Raw genomic sequence first — 22,393 nt, 5'->3', positions numbered from 1 at the left:
CTTGATCAGTACTAAATAAGTACGCCGAGATCCCTCCCTCCGATAGCAGGTATGCCGTTGCAATGCGACACACCTGCTATTTCAATTTCTCTCCCCTTATGCTTGCCTTGCAACCGCCGGCGTTTCGTCTTCGAAATAGCTGCAGTCGCCGAACATATCGGCGAAATACCGGACTAGAAACTCGCGGAACTTATGAGCCGCTGCGGACAGGTAGCGCTTTTCGTGCCATGCCAATTTGAACGTTCTCCGGCAAACCGGATGTTCAATGCGCAGCAACGGCGGAAAATCCTTATCGACTCTGCATGCTCCGACGAACGCCACTCCCAGCCCGGCTCCGACGAGTTTTCCTATTGCGGCCGGTTCGTCAACCTCGCAAACGACATTCGGCGTTATCCCCGCCTTACGGCAAAATTCGTCGTTCATCTTTCTAAACAAATACCCTTCTTTGTAGCCTACGAAAGGTTCGTCCGCCGCTTCGCTCAGCCGGATGCTGCTCCGTCCCGCAAAGCGATGCCCGGGCGGCACGGCGAGGAACACTTCTTCGCTTAGCAATGGTATTTCGCGGATATCCGGCCGCTCGATCGGCAGCGCGGTAAAACAGAAATCGATCTCCCCTGCTTCAAGCTGCTGCGTCATCTCATCTATGGATGCTTGGGTGATGCGAAAATTGATTTTGGGGTGCTGTGAAAGAAACTTACCCAACGGTTCCGAAAGGGGAGTCAGAATAGACGTCGCCAAATAAATGCGCCCACGCTCCATCCCCGCAAGATCGGCAATTTCTCTTCGCCCTTCTTCCAGCGCCATCAGCGCCGTTTCCGCTTTGGCGAGAAACGCTCTGCCGAACGCGTTGAGCCGGATCCGCCTTCCCTCTCGGTCGAATAACGGAACTCCCAAATCCTCTTCCAATCTCGCAATCGTCTTGCTGAGCGCAGGCTGCGCGATATGAAGCTCTTGCGCCGCTTTCGTCATATGCTCCAATCGGGCGACCGTCCGAAAATAGTGCAGCTGCAGCAGTTCCATTTTTCTCATCCCACCATTCATATACTCAAAGGCATATATTTCATAGATAAAGATATATTTTTATTTATTTATATTCGATTATAAAATTACATTTGCAGGCGGGCAAGAAACATTTTACAGAGGTGGGATGAAGAAGTGGAAACCGGAATACAGAAGCCGGCAGGAGAAAAGTTGATTCGCATTCTGGCATTCACGCTTGTTATTTCCGTAATGAGCGCGACTATGTTCAATATTGTACTGCCCCAGATCAGAGCGGATTTTCAGCTTTCATTCGCGCAAGTCAGCTGGGTGTCGTCAGCCTTCTTGCTGATCTATGCACTCGGAACTGTCATCTATGGGAAGCTCTCGGACACTTACAAGCTCAAAAATTTGATCACGTTCGGACTTATCTTCTTCGCTCTCGGTTCCATGATCGGTCTGGCCGCCCAGGCCTATTGGATGGTACTGCTCGGGAGGGTTTTGCAGGCAGTCGGGGCGGCGGTTATTCCGGCAACGGCTTCCATCATTCCGGTTCGCTATTTTCCTCCGGAGAGCAGAGGGCGCGCTTTGGGCATATCGATGACCGGTTTGGCGATCGGCGGCGCGTTGGCCCCGGTCGTTGCCGCTTTGGTGGTGAGCGTCGTTCATTGGAGTTGGCTGTTCCTCATGCCGCTGTTCACGCTGATCGCGCTGCCGTTTTACCGCAAATATTTGGACGACGATCAAAGAAACACGGGCACAATCGATTGGATCGGCGGCGGGCTGCTCGCCGGAACCGTTGCTTTGCTGCTTCTGGCAATTACGTATGAGGAGTGGACGCTGGCTGCCGGATGCGCGCTATTATTCGTATTATTTGTTGCGAGAATTCGTTCGGCGGCGGAACCTTTCATCAGACCCGCCCTGTTTAAAAATAAAAGCTACTCACTGGGACTGACGATCGCTTTCCTGGTGACGGCGACCGGTTATTCGCTGCCTTTCCTAAGCCCGCAGCTATTGACCCATGTTAATGAGCTGACCCCGGGATTGGTAGGCTTCGCGATGGTTCCGGCCGCCGTCACGACGGCGTTCTTGGGTCGCAAAGCCGGCAAGCTGGCGGATGCCAAAGGCAATTCGTTTCTTTTCTACTTGGCATCCGTATTGTTTTTGACTTGTTTTGTTCTACTATCATCGTTTGCAGGGATCTCGCCGGTTTTCATAGCAATCTTTCTGATCTTCGGCAATGTCGGGCTGTCGTTTATCTACATTGCTTTGTCCAATTCGATATCCCGGACGCTGCCTAAGGAACAGACCGGTGTCGGCATGGGATTGATGGCGATGCTTAACTTTATTGCCGGCGCCGTTTCCGCGGGAGTTTACAGCAAGGTGATCGACGTCGGCTCCGTTGTTCGCTGGAATCCGGCGAATTTCTACCCTAATGCACTCGTTTACAGCAATATTTATTTCGTTCTCTCTATACTCAGTGCAAGTATTCTATTGCTTTACTATTTTCAATTCGGCAGAGTGGCGAAAGAAAGGAAAGCTTGACCGTTTCGAACCCCTCGAAACAGAAATGACCGTTAGTAACGTCCATCCCGTTTGCCATGCAACCGGCCCAGGGCGTTATAACGGTCATTATCGCTTTATGCGGAGTGCATTATCGTTTCAAATCGTTCAGCGCGTCTTTATCTTCTTGCAGATCGCTAACCGCCAACTGCACCGGGTCTGTCTGTTCGCTTTCGACCGCGGCTTGGGAGACGGCGCGTTCGGCGCGTTCGATCGAGTTTTCCGCTTGCTCGATCATTTGCCCCGCCGGATGCGTCTGGGCCTTCGTGACGGCGTTGTGTGCATGGGCGACCGACTGCTGCGCCTGCGAAACCGGATTTTGCGACTGCAAGCTCGAATCTTTCATTCTCATGGATATCCCCTCCTTGAATTGCGGACAACTTCGGTTGCCTCTTGCTGCATTGATTCGTAATCGCGGACAACCTTAAGGTTGCCTCGCCCCATTAATGTGCGGAAATATACACCAGGCTATTCGCCTCCGATTTTTGGCCCTCGGACCATCCCCCGTTCAGACCTGAGTCCAGTGTAATGTCAAGTTTGGTTACGTATAATTGGTTCCGAATTATACGATTGCGATTGCAATGGAGGCATAAACATGCTCAGGTTTCAACGAAATAAACGCGCCGCGCGATCGGCGGCCGCCGCGGCTCTCGTTTTGCTTGTTCTGCTGACGGCCGCAGGCTGCGGCGTCCCTCATTATCCCGCTTCGGTCAATATGGCGAGCATGTCCATGGACGGTCACAATCATGCCGGCCATGAACAAGTGGGAACCACCGCAAACACAATCGCGTGCACGGAGCTGCAAGACCCGGATACGGGAGCCGAAGTGCGAGAATTCGAGCTTACCGCGCAGGACACAACGATCCGGCTTGAAGACGGCACAACCGTCGAGGCGTGGACCTTTAACGGCAGCACTCCCGGTCCTGAACTTCGGGTGCACGAAGGCGACCGGGTCGTCGTCAAGCTCATCAACCGCGACATTGAAGAGGGCGTAACAATTCATTGGCACGGAGTGGCGGTGCCGTGCTCCCAGGATGGCGTCGCGGGCGTCACTCAGGATGCGGTTTGGCCGGGCGAATCGTTCACGTACTCCTTTATCGCGGACCATCACGGAACGTATTGGTATCATTCGCACCAGGAAAGCTCCGAGCAGGCGAAGAAGGGCTTGATCGGACGAATCGTCATCGAACCGAAGGAGAAGACGTTCCAGTATGACAAAGATTTCGCGGTAACGATGCAGGAGCTTGACGGAGCCGGCTATATGATCAACGGGAGCACCGACGGTCTCAAGCTCAACGCCGAACCCGGGGAAACGGTACGACTGCGGCTCGTCAATTCAACAAACAGGACCCAGTTCATGGGAGTGGCGGGCGTTCCGTTCAAAGTCATCTCGATGGACGGTCAAGATTTGAACGGTCCGACTCCTATTACACGCCAATTTTTGCCCGTCGGCGCGGCCCAACGCTACGATCTGTTGTTCGAGATGCCGCAGGAAGGCAATGTCGTCGTGTTCAACAAATACGAGGATGGATTGACGGCGATATTGGGTGGCGGGGACACGAAGGTAGATGACGGGCGACTGTACAAAACCGCGCCCATCTTCGACTTCACCTCTTACGGCACACCCAATGACGACGGCGTTACGCCCGACATGGCGTTCGATCGCACGTACGAGCTGGATTTCGGCACGACGTTCTCCGGTTTCACAATTAACGGCAAGGCGTTTCACGATGTTCCGCCTTTGCTGGTGAAAGAAGGAGAATGGATTAAATTGAGGCTGATTTACAATTCCGGCGGCGACCACCCGGTCCATCTGCACGGACATTTCTTTAAGGTGTTGACCAAGAACGGCAAACCGCTGACCGGAAGTCCGGTGTATCTCGACACGATTTTGCTCGAACGGGGCGACGTATATGAAATCGCGTTTCGCGCGGATAATCCCGGTTTATGGATGCAGCACTGCCACAATCTCGATCATGCGGCGAAAGGAATGAGCATGATGGTCAATTACGAAGGAGTTTCCACTCCGTATTTCGTCGGCACGGATACGGGAAATCTCCCGGACTGAAATCTGGATACCATTATTTGAAAGCAGAGGAGTTAGAAATCGATGAAGGCTGTAAATCTTCAGACCGAACACAATGTAATGGCCGCGGCGGAGCGGCTGCCGGCGCGTGTGATCGTCATTCGTTGGATATTCGCCCTGCTGTCCGTCGTCCTGTTTGCATGCGTACTGTCGCAGGTGTTCTTCGCCGGGCTGAGCGTGTTCGACAATCCGGATCATTGGGGCAAGCATACGAATTTTGTTCATATGTTTGAGTTTGTCCCGCTTCTCCTGTTTATCTTGTCGTTTCCGGGGCGGATCAGAGGCGGAGGACGTTGGCTTAGCTTAACGGTTCAGTTACTCATCTTCACGCAATACGCGACGGCTGAAATCGATATCGGTCATATCGCCGCGCTCCATCCGGTCGGCGGGATGCTGATCGCGGTCACGTCGTTCTTGGTGATGCGGCACGCGATCGGTTCGCTCACACGGCGCAAAGCCGCAACTTGAGGCCGGACGGCCCACATGCCTCATGGTTACGCTTTGGGTATTGAACGCGGCCGTCGCAATATCGATCGCCTTTTATACCGGTTACCGATATGTCAACTACCGCTCGGGGGCTTATTTGTATCCCAGTCTGATCTTTGCCGTCCATGGAGCCGGCGCAGCCGCGATTTCATGTTTTCCGCCGTCGAAGCAGTCCGCCGTCTTACTCGAATCGACATGGGCCGTCATTACCATCATAACGGGCATCCTGCTCGGGCTCATGTTTTACCGCTATTTCCGGCTGCTTGCCGGAGATTGGAGCGGCTATTGGATGGAAGCAGCGTTTATCGTAATGGTGGCGGGCAACATGGCGGCGGTCGCCGGAGAATACGAGAAGCTTTCCTATGTATGTTTATTGGATATGCTCCTGCTCGCACTGGGCTGCTTGCGATTTTGTAAAGTGTTACGAAATTTTCCGGCTCCCAAGTTCGATATCGAAGGTTAGTTTTGTGAATATGGCGAAAGTATGTTCACATACGGTAGTCCCACTGTTCATTTTGTAGCGTACTCATGGCGATCTCTTGAGTTTATGGCAAAACTATGTTTATAGCGCGTTGTTCGAACAACCGGTTACGAACATATTATTGCCATAACGAATCCCGCACACGAAAAACATTAAAAATTACTGCAAGGAGTCCACAGAATATGAACAGGCCATTGCCATACTTAAAGCCCTTCAATCATGCCGAACAAAAACTAAGAATACTTAACAAATAAGAGCCGAAAAGAGATACACCATCGCAGTACGAATACGGCTATGTTGCAACGTTAAAATCTGCCGGCTGCAGAGGTACAACGCTGTGTGCGCGCAATCTCCGAAACTATCGTTCCAGCGGCAGAAGTTACCGTTGCACCGATAAAAATAGAAGTCCCGGGCAGACGCCGAGACCTCTTCCATAAAATATGATAGTACACGCCGCAGTCCCGGCCGATCCGATGAGCATCAAGCGTGTTTCTCACCCTGTCGATAAAAGAACGGATATCCGTCATCGGCCGGCTCCCCCTGCTCTACTTGAGAATCGCGTCGATGCGCGCCAGCTCTTCATCGGTGAAATCCGGCGCGGCAAGAGCGCCTGCAGCATCCTCGATCTGGCTCACTTTGCTCGCCCCGATCAAAGCGGATGTCACCCGTCCGCGGCGCAGCACCCAAGCCAACGCCATCTGGGAAAGCTTCTGCCCCCGCTCTTTCGCAAGCTCGTTCAATTGCCGGACTTTAGCTATTTTCTCTTCGTCAATCTCTTCGGGACGCAGGAAGACGCTCGGTCCGGCAGCCCGCGAATCCGGCGCGATGCCGTTTAAGTAGCGGTCCGTCAATATCCCTTTATACAAAGGAGAGAACGCGATACAACCGATCCCTTCCTCTTCCAATACGTCCAACAATCCGTCCTCGATCCAACGGGACATCATCGAATAATTCGGTTGATGGATCAAACACGGCGTTCCGAGTTCTTTGAGAATTCGTGCCGCTTGGCGGGTTTCTTCGGGCCGGTAGTTGGAGATCCCGACGTAGAGCGCTTTACCTTGGCGCACGATTAAATCGAGCGCTCCCATTGTTTCTTCCAGAGGCGTGTTCGGATCGGGACGGTGATGGTAAAAGATGTCGACATAATCCAGCTGGAGCCGTTTCAGGCTCTGATCCAAACTCGCTGTCAGATTCTTCTTCGAGCCCCATTCCCCGTAAGGTCCCGGCCACATATAATAACCGGCTTTGGTAGAGATAATCATTTCATCGCGGTACGGCGCAAAATCTTCCTTCATTATTTTTCCGAAATTTTCTTCCGCCGACCCGGCGGGCGGACCGTAATTGTTGGCCAAATCGAAATGGGTGATTCCCAGGTCGAAAGCTCTTCTGAGCATCGCTCTCCCATTCTCGAAAACGTCGATTCCGCCAAAATTGTGCCACAGACCGAGCGAAATCGCCGGAAGCTTCAATCCGCTCCGTCCACAACGGTTATATGTCATCAAGTCGTATCTTTGCTGGCTAGCTGTATAAGGCATACTCTATTCCTCCTCTATATTTTGTACACATTTATTGTATCGAGAGGAACAGGAAATGCCTATGTCAATAAGGATGGTTTTTATGGATTAATGTCTTATTTGTCGGATTTGTCCCGGTAACTTTTAGGCGAGACTCCTTTCACTTTCTTAAACATTCTTGAAAATAACAAGGCGTCTTGATATCCGACGGAGCGCGCCACTTCCCCGATGGTGTAACAGTCTTTCTCAAGCAATTCGCACGCCTTTTGCAACCTGTAATTCAGAAGATACTGCTGCGGAGGCATTCCTATTGCAGCTTTGAATATCGCGGATAAATATTTGCGGTCAAGTCCAAGGAAAGAAGCGAGCTGCCGCACCGTAATATCTTCACTGTAATGTGCATGCAAGTACTCTATGCTTTGGTGAACATATGCATCCCGCTTATTAAGCCCCGTTCTTCCGGCTGCGTTTGCCGGAATCGTTTCGACCAACGCGGACAGGAAGTCGTACATGATCGCTTTGAACCTTAAATCCCGATTTCCTTCGCGCTGCAGCGCTTCCGTCAATTGATCGTACATACCGGGCATAACCTTCATATCCATCGGGAACACCGGGTGCTCCGGTGAAAGCAGCGTTCTGGACAGCGTCGGCGCCACGTCCGCGCCATAGAAAGCAATCCAGGAATAGGTCCACGGCTGTTGGCGGTCCGCTTCGTAATAAGTGACAATATGGGGATAAATTAGAAAAGCTTGCCCCGGAGACAGCGTATACGTATGATCCCCGACCCGGACAATGCCCTTTCCTTTATGGACAAAATGCACCTTGTAAAGATCCCGCACACCGGGTCCGACGGAATGGCCCGGAGCGCAATCCTCCTTGCCCCAGTACTTGAGACATAAATCGGGGTCGTCCCGGAACGGCCGTTCCGTATTGTATTTGAAAATAACCACGGCGTATTCAACCTTTCCGATTTTCGGAAATTCTATTACTCTAGATAAATATTTTCTTACGTTAATATTTTATCATATCTGCGGCTTGTCTGGACTTGATGCCTTTCCCGATCTATATTAGATGTGCTTGCAGCCAGTTGTCGTCATACACCATGTTCAAATACCGTTCCCCGCGGTCGGGCAATATGGCGGCACATACGCTGCCTTTCGGAATCGAGCCGGCGATCTTGCGGATGGCCGCCACCACCCCGCCGGAAGAAGCGCCGGCCAGAATGGACTCGTAACGGACAAGCTCGCGGCAGCCGGCCACGCATTCCTCATCGCTTACATGCACGACCATATCCGCCACATCCGGTTGATACTGCGCAGGCACCATCCCCGCTCCCAACCCCGGGAACCGTCTCGTTCCCTTCTCGCCTCCGAAGATGACGCTTCCGGCCGCGTCTACCGCCACGATCTTTGTTGATGCGCCGACATTGCGAATATATTCCTTGCAGCCGCGAATCGTGCCGCACGAGCTGACCCCGCAGAACAGGTAATCGATCCGGCCGAGCTCCCCGGCGATTTCCGGCATCGTCGTGCGGGAATGGGCCAGATAGTTGTCCGGGTTGCCGTACTGATTCGTCCAATAGCTGTTTGGAATGCGCTGAAGAAGCTCATTGACACGACGAATGCGCGCCGGCAGAAATTCCCCCGTGCCGGCGTCCGGTTCCGTCACCAGCTCGATCTCGCCTTCAAAGCTGCGAATGATCGCCTTATGCTGCTCGGTCGTTCGCGGATCGACGACGCAGATGAACCTTAGCCCCAAGTATCTGCATATTTGCGCCAAGCTGATTCCGAGATTGCCCGAACTCGACTCGACGACGACCGAATTGCCGCGCAGATCGCCCCGGCCGATCGCCTCGCGAATCATATGCAGCGCCGGCCTGTCTTTAATGCTTCCGCCCGGATTCATGAACTCCAGCTTTCCGAACACCTCGAAGGCTTCCCCCGCGAACAGCCTCCTAAGCGGAATTAGCGGGGTACCGCCGATCGCCCGGAAAATGCCCTCTTCCACATTCATACAGACACCTCCTTTACTCGCGATAAATTTTTTTCAATTTGACCGCACTCCTGTTCACTGAATCGTCGAAGGGGCATGCAACGACTCGAATATCCCGCAGCATGCCGTTGCGAATCATCACCCCGATCTCCGGGATTCGGTCCGCAACGTCGCATCGGATCGCGCGCAGCGCCTCCTCCGTTGCCGAATCCCCGAAGATTTGCACCGTCAACGCATTGTCCGCCGCACTAACCATTATGCTCGCATTGCGTATATGCCGGTACACCGCATTTTCAATGTCGTATATGCTGATTTTCTCACCGTGTTTGAGCTCGCTGCCGATTCTTCTGACGATGCTCCGGAAGCTCTGTCTCGGTTCCCCGTTTACGATGACGGGGCGAAAATCGCGAACGACGTCGTATGTGACGAAACGGATTACCGGAAACATGTCTCTCACGGTCGAGGTCAGGACCAGCACCCTCTCGTCTTCTGCCAAATGCTCCTCATCCTCCCCCGCTTCCCGCGCCGTCAGCCCTTCCGCGAAGATACCATCCGTAAAGAGATAACGTCCCAGATCATGATCGTAACGGGCTATCGTACCGACCTCAATGGAGCCGTACGTATCCGTGATGTCGCCGGGAGCAAGCCCCAATCGCTCCGCAGCCTGCCCCAGCCAAGAAAGCGACGCGGCTTCGCCGACCAAAATCACCTTGCGTATGCCGTAAACGGACGGGTCGGGGGACGCCATAAGAATGCGGTCAAGAATGGAAGGCATTGTATATAGAACATCCGGGCGGAATGCGGCTAACCGTTCCAGATGGCGTTCGATCGGCAGCGTGTATGAAACCGTCTCCACTTCCAACCCAAGCGTGCGAAATACGGTTTCGGCGGTCGCCGCCGCATGCCCGGTTCCCATATCCGCCATCGCCTTGCGTGCTTGGAAGCCTCTTAGAATGTCAGCGAAAACTTCCGTTTTAATCCGTATATACCGTTCTTCGTCTTGCTTCGAATAATAAATGCTTTTTCTCCGGTTGGCGCTCGTGCCTGACGTCCGGTAGCGGCTCAAGCCGGCACGCGGTCCCAACGGATCATCCCCCGAATAGTAATGCTTCTCCAAGAGCCTGGACGTCATCAGCGGAAGCTGTTCCAGCTCGAGAGGCAGTCCCCGCTCAACACCGTTACGCAACGGCTCGATCATTTCGGCATACCAATTAAAAATATTAGCCGTTCTGCGAATTTGATCCGACAGCTCGTTATTGATCAGCATACGATATCCTCCGTAATGTCGTTGCGATACCATATGATATTGAGCCCATGTCGGTTCGTATGCTTGCTAAAAATAGCATGAAACTGCATTCACCGGCGGATGCCCGCTTTCGTAAACTGCTAGCAAAGCGCTTGATCGGATGGAGGGAATGTCGAATGAACCGAAGCAGGAGGAAAGTGATATCCAGCAAGCTGCGCAAAACAAAAATATTGTCGCGCAGCGCCGCATTAATCCGATATGTTCCCCAGACGGACGTACTGACCAGCGGCCGGCTGTCGCAGATGCTGCACCGGTACGGCATGGTTTATATTAAACCGGTCACAGGCTCGCTCGGCATCGGGGTCATGCGGATCGACAACATCGGAGGTTCGTACCGTTATCAGAGCGGTCTTCGGACATATACCTTTGATACGTTTCGGCAGATGTACGCATCGATCCGGCGCCGGATCGATGCGAAGCGTTACCTCGTACAAAGAGGCATTGATATGCTTAGACATAAGGAGCGGCCGTTCGATTTCAGGGTGATGGTGCAGAGAAATCCTAGTGGGAGTTGGGAATGCACGGGTACGGCTGCGAGGCTCGCGCATCCGAATAAAGTTGTGACGAACGGAAGTCAAGGGGGAACGATTTATCCGGCGGGTGCGCTGCTCGAAGAAGCGGCGGGCAAACAAATAGCCGGACTTCTGACAGAGGAGATGAAGAAGATCGCTGTATTCGCTGCTTATCAGTTCAGCCGGTTCTACCCGGCCATGAATGAGCTCGGATTGGATATCGCCGTAGACGGCTGTTTGCGTCCGTGGATATTGGAGGTGAACACCCGGCCGGATCCGTGCCCTTTTACCAAGCTTCCAGACCCGGCCGTCATCGGTAAAATCAAGAAATACGCCCGCGCCTACGGCCGCGTGTACAATCTCGCCTGCATGAAAGCGAGGAAAGCTCCCTCTCTTCCCAGCGATTGAATCAAGGGTTGGATGCGGGTTTTATCACAACAACCCGAGCATGCGCAAACCGTGCATAATACCGTCTTCTCCGACGTCTTTTGTAACATGCTTGGCCGCTTTTTTCACAATATCCGGCGCATTTCCCATTGCCACGCCGGTGCCGACGTATCGGAGCATTTCGATGTCGTTCAAATAATCGCCGAACGCGTAGACGTCTTCCTTCCCGACGCCCAGCATGCCGATCATCGCTTCAATGCCCTTCGCCTTCGAACCTCCGGACGGCAGCACGTCCATCGAAAACCGGTGCCAACGGATGAAATCCAAATCCGGAAACCGATTCCGGTACGGCGGCTCTTCGTCTTCCGTGCAGAACACCAGCGTTTGATAGATGTCCCTGTTCCGGAAATATTCCGGGTCATGATCCGGATAAGGCTCCTTGAGCGTTGCGATGCTCTCTTCGATGTGGACGTGATATTCCGCGTTGGTTTTCATTGTTTCAAGATCCATATAAACAAGCGGATGTTCATTCTTCACGGCGTAATCGGTCAACTGCTGCAGCAATTCGGTTTTGATCGGGTTCTTCAACAGCGGTTTGCTTTTCCACTCCACATATTGGCCGTTGTAGCTGACGAACGACTCGATTCCGAGTTCCTCCCGGATGTCCTTGAACATGAACGGTCCCCTGCCGGTCGCGATGACAGGCTCATGTCCCGCCGCCTTCAGCTGCCGGACGGCCTGTTTCGTGGAGTCGGGCAGCTTCTTGTCATGGTCGAGCAGCGTGCCGTCAATATCGAAAAAAATGAGCTTTCCCGTCATCTCTCCACCATCTTCTCTCTCATCATATTTTCATTCACCAGTGTAACAAATGATTGCCTTGGAATGAAATGCCTCCCTTATTGCCGTGCCTGGCCGCCCATCCCTGGCAGACGGGCCAGTCCTTTAGACATTCCGGCATTCCGCCTCCTCCGGTTATCCCCTCCGTTACGCGCGGTAATTTTTACCGCTACAACAGACAAAGTAATTCTCACTGCTCTCTAGCGGCAACTTTTACCCCTGTACAACTGCCCAACCGCGGTTTACGCACGATCCGCCGAATGGAGAGGTAATTTTTTCCGCTGCATTTCAACGAATATCCGAACTCGTTCTCCAACGGCAGCATTTGCCGTTGCAGACCGCAAATATAGGAATCGGTCCGCTGCTTGACTCTCACGCTTCGTTATTGTTTATACTTGGAAAATGGAAAAGGTTGAAAGATCGAGGGATGAAGAGAAATGAAAATAGAGGTTAACAATACGCTGCGAGCGCTTCGGCCGTTCTTCGAGTCGGATATGCGCGGGGCGGAGCTGCACGATGCATATTCGGCTTGGCGCAGCGGACCATCAGGTTTATGGCAAGCCGGCTATGAAGCTATCCGCCGGACGAAGCAGCCGGTATCCGGAGAAGCGGAGCCCGCTTCTCTCCTCACGGCGAACTGGGAGAACCTGTTTATCCCGTCCTCATAAAGCTGCCGACACCGCCAATTCCCGGGTGTACGCATGCCGTTCATCCGAGAACAGTTCATCGGTGCCGAATAAATCCACGAGACGCCCTTTCTGCAATACGGCAATTCTATCGCACAAAAACCGGACGGAAGCGATATCGTGTGAAATAAACAGATACGACAGGCGGTACTTTTCCTTTAATTCCTTCAACAAGTTTAAGATTTGCGCCTGAACGGACACATCCAGACTAGAGGTCGGTTCGTCGCACAAGAGCAAGTCCGGGTGCAGACTAATGCCTCTGGCGATTGCAACCCGCTGCTTCTGTCCCCCGCTAAGCTGGTGAGGATATCGATCCGACAGTTCCTTGTCCAGTCCCACTTGATTAAGAAGGATGGCGGCCATGTCTCTCTTTGAACGCACGGATTCTCCTAGAAACGGCGGCCTGACTTCCGGATAATTTTCCAGCGGTTCGACGACCGACTTCCATATCGGCAGCTTCGGATTGAGCGAAGCGCCCGGGTCCTGAAACACAACCTGAACTTGTTTCCGAGCCCTTCTTAACTCCCGCCCCTTCAATCGGTGAAAGGGCCGGCCGTTCAAGAAGATCTCCCCTGCATCCGGCTTCTCCAACCCGAGAATGAGCTTCGCCAAAGTACTCTTGCCGCTGCCGCTTTCTCCCACGATACCGAGGCACTCGCCTCTCTCCACGGTGAACGAAACGTCCGTCAAAGCTTTAACATCAGCTGTATACGACTTGCTTAACCGGTTCACCTGAAGAAGCGTATTCAACATGCGGTTCTCCTTTCGCGGGCCGTTCGTGGCAGGCAACGGCATGATCATCGTTTAAGTTCGCCATCGCGGGCGTGTGCGAACAATGCTCGGAAGCATAAGGACATCTCAACGAGAACGGGCACCCCTGGAGACACACCAAGCCCGGCTCCCCGGGAATGACCTCCAGCCTTTCAGTCAACGGTCCCGAGAGCGGAGGTCTGGCTTGGAGAAGGAGTTGAGTGTACGGGTGCTGGGGATCGCGGCTTATTTTCTCCGTTGATCCGGACTCGATCACACTCCCGCCGTACATGACCGCCATGCGGTCCGTCCGCTTGAACACGTGAGCAAGGTCGTGGGAGATCAACAGGACGGCGCAGCCCGCTTCTTTCCGAAGCTCGCTTAACAAGTCGAGTACCTGCTCGCCTGTTAAAACATCCAGCGCCGTCGTCGGTTCATCCGCGATGATCAATGACGGTTTGAGCATCAATGCCGCGGCTAACGAGGCTCTTTGCAGTTGTCCTCCGCTTAGCTGGAACGGATAGCTTCGGAAAGCGCGGTCCGCCGGCAGCTTTACCTTATGCAGCCATGCAAGCGCCGTCTCTTTCGCCTGTTTCATACTTAACCGTTCGTGAGCACGGATCACTTCGACCATCTGTTTTCCCACCGTCATGAAAGGTGTGAAGCTGCCTTGATAATTTTGGAAAATATATCCGATCCGCTTCCCGCGGAGAGCCCTTCTTTCCTTCTCTGCCATCGACGAAACAGGAACGCCGTTGAACGATATGCTCCCCTCGGTAATTTTCAACTCCTTCGGCAGCAGCCCTAGAACCGCAGACGCGGATACGCTTTTCCCGCTCCCGCTTTCACCGACAAGAGCCAACATCTCTCCGGCATGTAAAGTAAGATCGAGCCCCCGCACAATCATTTTCGTCGCGACACCCTTGGAATCTATTGCGGCAATGCTGACGTTCCGAATGTCAAGCACAGGGCTGGCGGACATGATTCTTCACCTCTTTCGATCGACCGTTTTTAATACGTGTTCCTTACATCCAGTGTGTCCCGGAGCCCGTCGGCAATCAGGTTGCACGCCATGACCACCAACAAAATTGCCGTTCCCGGAATAAGCATCAGCTGCGGCTCGGATTGAAAATACGCCCTTCCGTCATTCAGCATCGCTCCCCACTCCGGATTCGGGGGTTGGGCTCCCAATCCGAGATAGGACAGCGACGATATCGTGAGAATCACCTTACCCACGTCAAGCGCCGCCAAGACCAGCACCGGCGCAATAACCTGGGGGGTTAAATGGCGGAACAATATTTTCCAAGCGCTGCAGCCGCCAACGCGAGCTGCGAGCACGTACTCCTTTTCCCGCTCGGACAGGACGATGCCTCTTACGATTCGGGCGTACCCGGTCCATTTCACGAGAACGATCGCAATCGTCAAATTTGTGAGGCTGGGACCCAGAAACCCCGCGACGGCAATGGCCAAAATGTATTCCGGCAACGACGTAATTCCGTCGTTCACCCGCATCAGCAGCGCATCCAACCGGCCTCCCGCGTAACCGGACACGAGCCCGGCCGGAATGCCGATGAGCATAATCATTCCGACAACCAGAGCGGTAATTCCCAACGTATGTTGAGCGCCGACCGCAAGCCGCGAAAAAATACATCGTCCCATGGAATCCGTGCCCAACGGATATTCCATGCTAGGCGGCTGCAGACGTTCGGCCATGTTCACCGCAAACGGATCGTTCTGCACAATCAGGGGCCCTAACAAGCTCAGAACAAGGATGACGGCCAACACAACGGCGCCCGTCAGCGCAAGAGGTTGGCGAATGACAGTGCTCACAGCATCCCCTCCTTTGCACCTTCGCGGACAACCTTCGGTTGCCTCGTTGCTTCGGTGTTACCTTCGCGGACAACCTTCGGTTGCCTCGTTACGTAGCGGATGCGTGGATCGATGACACGATAGGACAGGTCCACCGCCAAATTAACGAGGGCTACAACAACCCCCGTAAAAAGAACAAAACCTTGAATGACGGGATAATCCCGTCCCAGGATCGCGCTCATCACCATGCTTCCAAGTCCGGGCCAAGAAAATATAACCTCGATGACGACGGCCCCGCCCAGCATCGTTCCGATATTAAGACCGATTAAGGTGATCACCGGCAGCAAAGCCGCCCGGGTCGCATGCAGCGTTACGATGCGCCACTCCGGTACGCCTCTTGCCCTTGCGGCAAGAACGTAATCCTGGGATATGCTTTCCAATAACCCCGCCCGCAAAATTCTCGCGTACATGGCGGCAAAGGCGAAGCCAAGCGCAAAAGAAGGCAAAATCATCTGCGGTACCGTTCCGAAGCCCATCGAAGGCAACCATTTAAGTTTATATGCGAAGAAGTATATCAGCAGCAGACCGAGCCAGAAGCTCGGCACGGAAGCGCCCGCCAGCGCGAGCAAGCGGCTGATATGATCCGGCCATCCTCCGGCGTACCGGGCTGCTAGCACACCAAGAGGAAAAGCGATCAGCAGAATGACTGCCAACGCCCCGGCCGCCAGCTGCAGAGTGACCGGCAAGCGGCTCGCGATCAACTCCGATACCGGCTTGCCGGTCAGATAGGATGTCCCCAGATCAAGCCGGATCACCTTTGACAGCCATTGGCCGTATTGAACAAGAAAAGGCTGATCCAGTCCGAGCTCCTTGCGGAGCTCTTCTTCGGCCGATTCGGTCACCACAAATTCGTCCGGCTTGAGGATCGCCCTCACCGGGTCGCCGGGAGCCAGCTTCATCAGCGTGAACGTGACAAGCGACAGCACGAATAGGACCACGATCAATTGGGTCAGTCTTCCGCGAATCAACTCAAACAAATCACTTCACATCCATGGTGTGATTCAGAATGTAATATTCTTCCCTGCCGAGCTTCCAGTTCACGATCCGCTCATTGACACCGGTGATCAGATTCGGAAACACGGCATAGCTGTGCGGCACTTCCTTGTCCACGATCGCAGCGGCTTGCTTAGTCAATTCATTCCGTTGGTCCGCATCATTTTCACGATTTAGCTTTTCAATCGCTTCATTAAGCTCCGGAATGTCGATCTTGCCGGGATTCAGCGCGCCTCCCGGCATGAAGGCGCTGTTGAGGAAATATCCTCCGTCGCCGCGCGGAGCCGTAAGGTTGCTGTAGGTCGCCAAATCCCAATCTTGATTATCCACAAGGTAGTTATCAACATCCTCCACGCTCTTAATTTGAATCGTAACTCCGGCTTTCGTCGCGTCAGACTGCAGCAGCTGGGCGATCAACGGAAGCTCCGGCCTTGCGCCGTATGTGATGAGCTCCAGCGTGAGCGGCTTGCCGTCCTTCGCCATTTTGCCGTCCGCACCCATAGCAAACCCGGCTTCTTCAAGCAGCTTCTTCGCTTCTTCAATGTCAAGCTTCACTACCGGAGCGTCGCTGCCGAACGGAAGCTTGTCGTTGAACGGCCCGTTCGCCGCCGTCGCGTTGCCGAGCATGACATCTTGGGCTGCGGACTCCCTGTTCAACAGATGGTTCAACGCCAGCCTTACCTTCAAGTCCTGCATGTAGGGCTTCTGTTGATTGTATAATATAAAATGTACGCGAAGGCTTGCCTCCGACTCGACATGCATACCCTCTTCTTTGTTGATGACCTCAATGCTTTCCGCCGGCAAGCTCCAAGCAATGTCCGCCTCTCCCGATTGAAGCGCAAGAGCGCGAACGTTGGCATCTTCGTTAAACTTGATTACCGCTTCGTCCAGCTTCGCCGCCCCGTCCCAATAATCGTCGTAGCGTTCCAATTGGATTTCGATGTTGGGCGTAAAGCTTTTTACTTTGAACGGTCCTGTCCCGACCGGCGCGTTGTTGAACGCCTCCGTGCCCATCGTCTGCTCCGCCGCCACGTTCACGATCGAAGCGTACGGATTGACGAGTTCCGACGGCAGGGCCGGATTCGGCTCCGACGTCGTTATGGTCAGCGTCTGGCCGTCCGCTTCCATCGACGCGATTTTCAATCCAGTGAGTCTCTTGCTTACCTTCAGCCCGCGCTCGAGCGACGCCTTCGCCGCCGCCGCGTCAAGCTTCGAACCGTCGTGGAAGGTGACCCCGTCGCGAATGGTGAACGTCCACGTCGTGTCGTTCACGGCCTCCCATTTTGTCGCCAACCACCCTTGCAGCTTCAAGTTTTCGTCCAGCTTCACCAGCGTTTCCGTCACACCTGCGCGAACCGAAATAAAATCGTTATGCGGATCAAGCGTAGCCGATTTGAAATGAAGCATTAAAGTTACCTTCTTCTGCCCTTCTCCTTCGCTTTGCGCCGCTTCCTTCGCCGCGCAGCCCGCCGCCGTGATCGCAACCACCAATGCCAGTATGAGTGTTATCGCTTTTTTTACGTTTCTTTTCGATTTCACAGCTTCTTCTCTCCCTAATTGCGCGCATTCTCTGCGCCGACTTAATAAATCCTATACCGCAGTCCGAGCGGGTTCTTGCGGCTCAACCGCAGGCCACGCCGGCAGCGGATCCGTAAACGACATCCAGTCCGCGTTCATCTCTTCATCCGTCAGCAGACAAGCGTCCAGAGAAATTTCTACCGCTGCACGGTCCATGCCCACACCAATGAGCACAATTTCATTCATGCGGTCTCCCCAAGTGTCGTCCCATACGGCGGCGAGCCCCGGCTCCTCCGCCAGAAGGCGGCTCCGTTCATCCGCGGGCAGACCGGCGATCCAATGACCGGTGGCTCCCAATTGAATGGAAGGCCCCGCTTGGCCGAGTATTCCGGCCATATCGTTGCGGCTGGCGATCCAAACGATTCCCTTGGCCCGCACCACATCCTCCGGCCAATCCTCCAAAAATGCCATCAATCTCTCGGGGTGGAACGGTCTCCTTCTACGGAACACGAAGGAGCTGATTCCGTACTCCTCCGTCTCCGGCGTATGCTGCGGCTTTTGAAGCTCCTGAATCCAGCCTGCCGATTGGCTCGCTTGCTCGAAGTCGAACAGACCCGTATTCAAAATACTCTTAGGCGGCACTTGCCCCTTAACGGAACGTATTATTTTTGCCGCAGGCTGCAGCTTCCGAAGTACGCCTTCGAGCCTGTTCACCTCGTCCTCGCTCACGAGATCGCATTTGTTCAGCACCAGCACATTGCAGAACTCGATCTGATCGATCAACAGGTCGACAACGTCGCGGGTGTCATCCGAGCCCGCCGCCTGCTGCCGGTCAAGCAAGCTTTCGCCTGAAGCGAAGTCATGCCAAAACCGGTATGCGTCCACGACCGTAACCGTGCAGTCTAGAGCGGCGTATTGCGACAGATCGATGCCGGTCTCCTCGTCCGCATAGGAGAATGTCTGGGCGATCGGTACCGGTTCGCTAATTCCTGTGGATTCGATCAGGATATAGTCGAAACGCCCATCCTTGGCCAAAGTCTCAATCTCCTTGAGCAAGTCGTCGCGCAAAGTGCAGCAAATACAGCCGTTCGACATCTCCACCAGCTTCTCTTCGGTCCTGGATAGATGAGCTTCATTTTTCACCAAGGCGGCATCGATATTTACTTCGCTCATATCGTTAACTATAACTGCAACCTTAAGGCCTTCCCGATTATTCAAAATGTGATTCAACAGCGTCGTCTTACCGGAACCGAGGTATCCGCTCAGTACGGTAACCGGAATTTTCTTTTGCGAATTAGCAGTCATCTTCCACACTTCCTCTTCCCGGCCTTGGTATTGCGGCCGGCGTCATTAATCGTAATCATTACGATTAAGACTATAATGAAACCGATCCATGGTTGTCAATATATTTTTTGATAAGACGTATCCGGTTTTCGCAGCGGAGCTTCCACGTTTGGGGATAAAATCCACTACATTACCAAGTCAATCACCCTAACCTCTTTTTCTTGCATTAATAGAATATAAAGCGAGCAATTGTCAGAGAAATCCATTCTGGCATTTGTAACATGCGAAAGGAAGGAGTGTTAGTATGACTCACATTCAGAGAAGAATCTTGAGAGAGGTCCGGCGCATTGAAGCAAAGCTCGACAATCGCAGATTCGGATTGAGGGAGATCAAGCGCGAAGTGAGGAATATTGAAAGAAAACTGGACAACCCCCGGTTCGGTTTACGGGAAATCAAACGAGAAATCAGAGCAATTGAAAGAAAATTGAACAGATAGTCATCCTTGACTTCGAAACGGAGATGCACGGGAGCACTTCTTCCATAATGTGCTCTCCGTTTTTTTATAGTATACCTTGACAGGAATATTCCAATTAGGGTATATTTTAGTCATAGCTCACTGGAACATATTTAATATTGCGGAGGAATACATATGGCCGAAAATATGGCAACCAACAACACCGCTGCGAATGAAGCGGACCGCGAAATCGTCATCACCCGAGTATTCGACGCGCCTCGCGAGCTTGTATTTAAGGCGTGGACCGAACCGCAGCACTTGGTTCACTGGTGGGGGCCGAAAGGCTTCACCAACACTGTCAAACAGATTGATGTCAGACCCGGCGGAGTTTGGCGCTATGTAATGCACGGCCCAGACGGCACCGACTATGAAAATACCATCGTCTATAACGAGGTCGTACAACCCGAACGTCTCGTATATTCCCATGGGGAATCGGAGAATGATCCCGACCAATTTCAGGTGACGGTGACGTTGGCCGAACAAGGCACCAAGAAGACTCATCTTACCATGCGCATGCTGTTCAAGTCGGCGGCCGCGCGAGACATGGTCGTTAAGGAGTACGGAGCCATCGAGGGAGCGAATTCGACGCTGGATCGCCTGGAGGAATTATTGTCAGCCTTGTAAGGACCGGCAGAAAAAAGCAAGTGCCAGCTTATACGCTGGCACTCCGCTTTTCTTTCGGCACTACATCCATAATAACCGGCAATATTAAGGGCGATCTGCCCATGGAACCTTCGGTGTAAGCAGACAGCGTATTGACAATCTGGTCATCCCACAATTTCCGGTCGAACTTCTCCCTCTTTTCAAGCTTTGCAATCGTTCGCTTTATCAATTTCGTCGCATGGGATATAGTGTCGCCGGCTTCACGCACGTAAATGAATCCGCGCGTAACCAAATCGGGACCCGCCAACAGCTTGTTTCGGGAAGAATCGACGACCAGGTTGACAATCATGACGCCTCCCCCCGAAAGCCGCTTCCTCTCCTCCATGACCGTGCTTTCCCATTCGTTCATCATCTTTCCTTTGACTAAAATATTGCCTGCCGTTATCGTTTTGCCGACTTTAGCCATATGTTTGGAAACGGTGAGCGTTTGACCGTTATCCATAACAAAAATGTTCTTTCTTTCCAACCCCATCCCTTCCGCAAGCTGCGCATGCTGAACCAGCATCCGGTGTTCCCCGTGGATGGGCATAAAGTATGTCGGTTTCATAAACGCATGCATAAGCTTAAGATCTTCGCGGCACCCGTGTCCCGAAGCGTGAATGTCGAAGATCGATCCGGAAATAACTTCCGCGCCCGAACGCAGCAAACGGTCGATGCTTCTATTTACGTTCTGAGTATTCCCGGGAATTGGGGATGAAGAGAAAATAACCGTGTCGCCGGGATAAACGGATACATATTTGTGCGAACCGTTCGCAATTCGGGTCAATGCGGCATTCGGCTCGCCCTGGCTCCCGGTGCATACGATAACGATGCTGTTGTCCGGATATTGATCGATCTTATCCATATCAATAATCATTTCTTTCGCCGGGCGAATGTAGCCGAGCTCTTGACCGATGCGGAACGCCCGTTCCATACTTCGTCCGATGATCGCTATTTTCCGTCCGGTTTCTTCGGCAGCCTCGACCACCTGCTGAAGCCGATGGACGTTGGAGGCGAATGTAGCAAACAGAATGCGCCCGCCGCAATTTCTGAAAGTATCCCGGATCGAATTCCCAACCGTTCTTTCGGACGGAGTGAAGCCGGGCTTCTCACTGTTTGTGCTGTCTGCCAACAACGCAAGCACGCCTTGTCTTCCGATCTCGGCCAACCGGGACCAATCCGTTTGCTTGTCGACCGGCGTGAAATCGAATTTGAAATCGCCCGTATGCACAATGTTTCCTTGCGGCGTCTGCACCACAATCCCAAGCGAGTCAGGGATGCTGTGATGCGTACGGAAAAACTGTACGGTCATCTTATTGAAAGAAATAGTAGAATCCTCATTAACGATATGCAGTTGAGTTTGATTCAGCAATCCGTGCTCTTCAAGCTTCGCTCTCACGAATCCGATGGTGAGTGATGCCCCGTAAATCGGAACATTCAATTGTTGGAGGACAAACGGCAAGCCGCCAATGTGGTCTTCATGGCCGTGCGTCAAAATAATGGCTTTCACCATCTCTTGATGTTCAACCAAGTAACGAATGTTAGGGATGATGTAATCCACCCCGGGCATGTCGGGACCCGGGAACTTCACCCCGGAATCGATAACAATAATCTCATGTCCGAATTGGACGGCATACATGTTCTTTCCGATCTCGTCCAACCCGCCAAGAGCAAAGATTTTTACATATGAAGTGCGTTTATTGGGCATGTTGTTTTCCGGCATTTTTGTGTCCCTTCTGTTATTTGATTTAAAGCCTCTCGCCTTTTTTTAACCGTTCAATGACCTCGGATAAATCGTCCTTCTTGATTCGCCAATGCCTGCCGATCTTGAATGCGGGAATAACTCCGTCATTCACCAGTTTATATGTAGTGATTTCGCTTATTTGCAAATATTTAGCGACTTGCGAAATCGTCAATATTTCGGAATCCACCATGTTTCCTCCAATACTCGTTGGCCCGATCTGTACTAATGGACAACGGTTTCATTATAACGTT

Annotated in this window: 23 protein-coding genes; 7 read left to right on the top strand and 16 right to left on the bottom strand. The window is 53.0% G+C overall.

The window, feature by feature from the left end:
* Window positions 1-96: 96 nt before the first annotated feature.
* Window positions 97-1,020 (bottom strand): LysR family transcriptional regulator, encoded by a 924-nt coding sequence (locus JET16_RS07320; RefSeq protein WP_199615162.1) that lies wholly within the window; start codon window positions 1,018-1,020, stop codon window positions 97-99.
* Between the two features lie 135 nt (window positions 1,021-1,155).
* Between JET16_RS07320 and JET16_RS07315 the strand changes: the two genes are divergently transcribed.
* A complete protein-coding gene (locus tag JET16_RS07315; RefSeq protein WP_199615161.1) occupies window positions 1,156-2,523 on the top strand; it encodes an MFS transporter in 1,368 nt (455 codons plus the stop codon).
* A 109-nt stretch (window positions 2,524-2,632) separates the two neighbouring features.
* On the opposite strand, the gene JET16_RS07310 is transcribed toward JET16_RS07315, so the two are convergent.
* Window positions 2,633-2,893 (bottom strand): hypothetical protein, encoded by a 261-nt coding sequence (locus JET16_RS07310; RefSeq protein ID WP_199615160.1) that lies wholly within the window; start codon window positions 2,891-2,893, stop codon window positions 2,633-2,635.
* A 243-nt stretch (window positions 2,894-3,136) separates the two neighbouring features.
* Here JET16_RS07310 and JET16_RS07305 point away from each other — a divergent pair, with 243 nt between their 5' ends.
* Genes JET16_RS07305 through JET16_RS07295 form a run of 3 tightly spaced genes read left to right on the top strand, consistent with a single transcriptional unit; the run spans window position 3,137 to window position 5,576 of the window.
* Window positions 3,137-4,609, top strand: coding sequence for a multicopper oxidase family protein (locus JET16_RS07305; RefSeq protein WP_199615159.1), 1,473 nt, complete (start codon window positions 3,137-3,139; stop codon window positions 4,607-4,609).
* Between the two features lie 42 nt (window positions 4,610-4,651).
* On the top strand, window positions 4,652-5,095 hold the full coding sequence (locus JET16_RS07300) for a DUF6220 domain-containing protein (RefSeq protein WP_199615158.1): 444 nt from the start codon (window positions 4,652-4,654) through the stop codon (window positions 5,093-5,095).
* Between the two features lie 22 nt (window positions 5,096-5,117).
* Window positions 5,118-5,576, top strand: a complete 459-nt coding sequence (locus JET16_RS07295) for a hypothetical protein (protein ID WP_199615157.1) — start codon at window positions 5,118-5,120, stop codon at window positions 5,574-5,576.
* 323 nt (window positions 5,577-5,899) lie between these two features.
* Here the strand turns inward: JET16_RS07295 and JET16_RS07290 are convergent, their stop codons facing one another.
* The 5 genes from JET16_RS07290 to JET16_RS07270 all read right to left on the bottom strand — a co-directional run bounded on the left by JET16_RS07290 (window position 5,900) and on the right by JET16_RS07270 (window position 10,367).
* A complete protein-coding gene (locus tag JET16_RS07290; protein WP_199615156.1) occupies window positions 5,900-6,121 on the bottom strand; it encodes a hypothetical protein in 222 nt (73 codons plus the stop codon).
* A gap of 18 nt (window positions 6,122-6,139) precedes the next feature.
* Window positions 6,140-7,129 (bottom strand): L-glyceraldehyde 3-phosphate reductase, encoded by a 990-nt coding sequence (gene mgrA / locus JET16_RS07285; protein WP_199615155.1) that lies wholly within the window; start codon window positions 7,127-7,129, stop codon window positions 6,140-6,142.
* 95 nt (window positions 7,130-7,224) lie between these two features.
* Window positions 7,225-8,058: an AraC family transcriptional regulator gene (locus JET16_RS30770; protein WP_199615154.1), complete on the bottom strand. Its 834-nt coding sequence runs from the start codon at window positions 8,056-8,058 to the stop codon at window positions 7,225-7,227.
* Between the two features lie 112 nt (window positions 8,059-8,170).
* Complete coding sequence (gene sbnA, locus JET16_RS07275; RefSeq protein ID WP_199615153.1) at window positions 8,171-9,121, bottom strand: 2,3-diaminopropionate biosynthesis protein SbnA; 951 nt, start codon at window positions 9,119-9,121, stop codon at window positions 8,171-8,173.
* A 13-nt stretch (window positions 9,122-9,134) separates the two neighbouring features.
* A complete protein-coding gene (locus JET16_RS07270) occupies window positions 9,135-10,367 on the bottom strand; it encodes a phenylacetate--CoA ligase family protein (RefSeq protein ID WP_233531200.1) in 1,233 nt (410 codons plus the stop codon).
* A 155-nt stretch (window positions 10,368-10,522) separates the two neighbouring features.
* Here JET16_RS07270 and JET16_RS07265 point away from each other — a divergent pair, with 155 nt between their 5' ends.
* The gene (locus JET16_RS07265) at window positions 10,523-11,326 is read left to right on the top strand and encodes a YheC/YheD family protein (RefSeq protein ID WP_199615152.1); all 804 of its coding nucleotides are present in this window, start codon (window positions 10,523-10,525) and stop codon (window positions 11,324-11,326) included.
* A 24-nt stretch (window positions 11,327-11,350) separates the two neighbouring features.
* On the opposite strand, the gene JET16_RS07260 is transcribed toward JET16_RS07265, so the two are convergent.
* The gene (locus tag JET16_RS07260) at window positions 11,351-12,124 is read right to left on the bottom strand and encodes a Cof-type HAD-IIB family hydrolase (RefSeq protein ID WP_199615151.1); all 774 of its coding nucleotides are present in this window, start codon (window positions 12,122-12,124) and stop codon (window positions 11,351-11,353) included.
* A gap of 455 nt (window positions 12,125-12,579) precedes the next feature.
* On the opposite strand from JET16_RS07260, the gene JET16_RS07255 reads away from it, so the two are divergent.
* Window positions 12,580-12,810, top strand: coding sequence for a hypothetical protein (locus tag JET16_RS07255; RefSeq protein ID WP_199615150.1), 231 nt, complete (start codon window positions 12,580-12,582; stop codon window positions 12,808-12,810).
* Here JET16_RS07255 and JET16_RS07250 read toward each other — a convergent pair.
* Genes JET16_RS07250 through JET16_RS07225 form a run of 6 tightly spaced genes read right to left on the bottom strand, consistent with a single transcriptional unit; the run spans window position 12,805 to window position 19,263 of the window.
* Window positions 12,805-13,581 carry an ABC transporter ATP-binding protein gene (locus JET16_RS07250; RefSeq protein ID WP_199615149.1) on the bottom strand — a complete coding sequence of 259 codons (777 nt, stop codon included), beginning with the start codon at window positions 13,579-13,581 and terminating at the stop codon, window positions 12,805-12,807. The two genes, JET16_RS07255 and JET16_RS07250, sit on opposite strands and share 6 nt — an antisense overlap.
* On the bottom strand, window positions 13,529-14,560 hold the full coding sequence (locus JET16_RS07245) for an ABC transporter ATP-binding protein (RefSeq protein WP_199615148.1): 1,032 nt from the start codon (window positions 14,558-14,560) through the stop codon (window positions 13,529-13,531). Before JET16_RS07245 ends, JET16_RS07250 begins: the two co-directional genes overlap by 53 nt.
* A 29-nt stretch (window positions 14,561-14,589) precedes the next feature.
* Complete coding sequence (gene nikC, locus JET16_RS07240; RefSeq protein ID WP_199615147.1) at window positions 14,590-15,408, bottom strand: nickel transporter permease; 819 nt, start codon at window positions 15,406-15,408, stop codon at window positions 14,590-14,592.
* Window positions 15,405-16,424 carry a nickel ABC transporter permease gene (gene nikB / locus JET16_RS07235; RefSeq protein WP_233531198.1) on the bottom strand — a complete coding sequence of 340 codons (1,020 nt, stop codon included), beginning with the start codon at window positions 16,422-16,424 and terminating at the stop codon, window positions 15,405-15,407. The genes nikC and nikB overlap by 4 nt, the downstream gene beginning before the upstream one ends.
* 1 nt (window position 16,425) lies before the next feature.
* Entirely contained in the window at window positions 16,426-17,979 is a 1,554-nt protein-coding gene (gene nikA, locus JET16_RS07230) for a nickel ABC transporter substrate-binding protein (protein WP_325176630.1), read from the bottom strand.
* 51 nt (window positions 17,980-18,030) lie between these two features.
* Window positions 18,031-19,263: a GTP-binding protein gene (locus tag JET16_RS07225; protein ID WP_199615146.1), complete on the bottom strand. Its 1,233-nt coding sequence runs from the start codon at window positions 19,261-19,263 to the stop codon at window positions 18,031-18,033.
* Window positions 19,264-19,891: 628 nt separating this feature from the next.
* Between JET16_RS07225 and JET16_RS07220 the strand changes: the two genes are divergently transcribed.
* Window positions 19,892-20,380 (top strand): SRPBCC family protein, encoded by a 489-nt coding sequence (locus JET16_RS07220; RefSeq protein WP_199615145.1) that lies wholly within the window; start codon window positions 19,892-19,894, stop codon window positions 20,378-20,380.
* 28 nt (window positions 20,381-20,408) lie between these two features.
* Here the strand turns inward: JET16_RS07220 and JET16_RS07215 are convergent, their stop codons facing one another.
* On the bottom strand, window positions 20,409-22,121 hold the full coding sequence (locus JET16_RS07215; protein ID WP_233531196.1) for a ribonuclease J: 1,713 nt from the start codon (window positions 22,119-22,121) through the stop codon (window positions 20,409-20,411).
* Window positions 22,122-22,146: 25 nt separating this feature from the next.
* Window positions 22,147-22,332, bottom strand: coding sequence for a helix-turn-helix domain-containing protein (locus JET16_RS07210; protein WP_199615144.1), 186 nt, complete (start codon window positions 22,330-22,332; stop codon window positions 22,147-22,149).
* Window positions 22,333-22,393 lie beyond the last annotated feature (61 nt).

It is taken from the genome of Paenibacillus alkalitolerans (genome assembly GCF_016482785.1).
Classification (GTDB): Bacteria; Bacillota; Bacilli; order Paenibacillales; family YIM-B00363; genus Paenibacillus_AE; species Paenibacillus_AE alkalitolerans.
The sequence above is the reverse complement of the archived record's forward strand: the minus strand, read 5'-3'. Positions and strand labels throughout refer to the sequence as shown.

Coding starts and splice junctions, on each gene's coding strand:
- JET16_RS07320 (WP_199615162.1), bottom strand. CDS start 1,020: ATGGAACTGCTGCAGCTGCACTATTTTCGGACGGTCGCCCGATTGGAG.
- JET16_RS07310 (WP_199615160.1), bottom strand. CDS start 2,893: ATGAGAATGAAAGATTCGAGCTTGCAGTCGCAAAATCCGGTTTCGCAG.
- JET16_RS07305 (WP_199615159.1), top strand. CDS start 3,137: ATGCTCAGGTTTCAACGAAATAAACGCGCCGCGCGATCGGCGGCCGCC.
- JET16_RS07300 (WP_199615158.1), top strand. CDS start 4,652: ATGAAGGCTGTAAATCTTCAGACCGAACACAATGTAATGGCCGCGGCG.
- JET16_RS07295 (WP_199615157.1), top strand. CDS start 5,118: ATGGTTACGCTTTGGGTATTGAACGCGGCCGTCGCAATATCGATCGCC.
- JET16_RS07290 (WP_199615156.1), bottom strand. CDS start 6,121: ATGACGGATATCCGTTCTTTTATCGACAGGGTGAGAAACACGCTTGAT.
- mgrA (WP_199615155.1), bottom strand. CDS start 7,129: ATGCCTTATACAGCTAGCCAGCAAAGATACGACTTGATGACATATAAC.
- sbnA (WP_199615153.1), bottom strand. CDS start 9,121: ATGAATGTGGAAGAGGGCATTTTCCGGGCGATCGGCGGTACCCCGCTA.
- JET16_RS07270 (WP_233531200.1), bottom strand. CDS start 10,367: ATGCTGATCAATAACGAGCTGTCGGATCAAATTCGCAGAACGGCTAAT.
- JET16_RS07265 (WP_199615152.1), top strand. CDS start 10,523: ATGAACCGAAGCAGGAGGAAAGTGATATCCAGCAAGCTGCGCAAAACA.
- JET16_RS07260 (WP_199615151.1), bottom strand. CDS start 12,124: ATGACGGGAAAGCTCATTTTTTTCGATATTGACGGCACGCTGCTCGAC.
- JET16_RS07255 (WP_199615150.1), top strand. CDS start 12,580: ATGAAAATAGAGGTTAACAATACGCTGCGAGCGCTTCGGCCGTTCTTC.
- JET16_RS07250 (WP_199615149.1), bottom strand. CDS start 13,581: ATGTTGAATACGCTTCTTCAGGTGAACCGGTTAAGCAAGTCGTATACA.
- JET16_RS07245 (WP_199615148.1), bottom strand. CDS start 14,560: ATGTCCGCCAGCCCTGTGCTTGACATTCGGAACGTCAGCATTGCCGCA.
- JET16_RS07225 (WP_199615146.1), bottom strand. CDS start 19,263: ATGACTGCTAATTCGCAAAAGAAAATTCCGGTTACCGTACTGAGCGGA.
- JET16_RS07220 (WP_199615145.1), top strand. CDS start 19,892: ATGGCCGAAAATATGGCAACCAACAACACCGCTGCGAATGAAGCGGAC.
- JET16_RS07215 (WP_233531196.1), bottom strand. CDS start 22,121: ATGCCGGAAAACAACATGCCCAATAAACGCACTTCATATGTAAAAATC.
- JET16_RS07210 (WP_199615144.1), bottom strand. CDS start 22,332: ATGGTGGATTCCGAAATATTGACGATTTCGCAAGTCGCTAAATATTTG.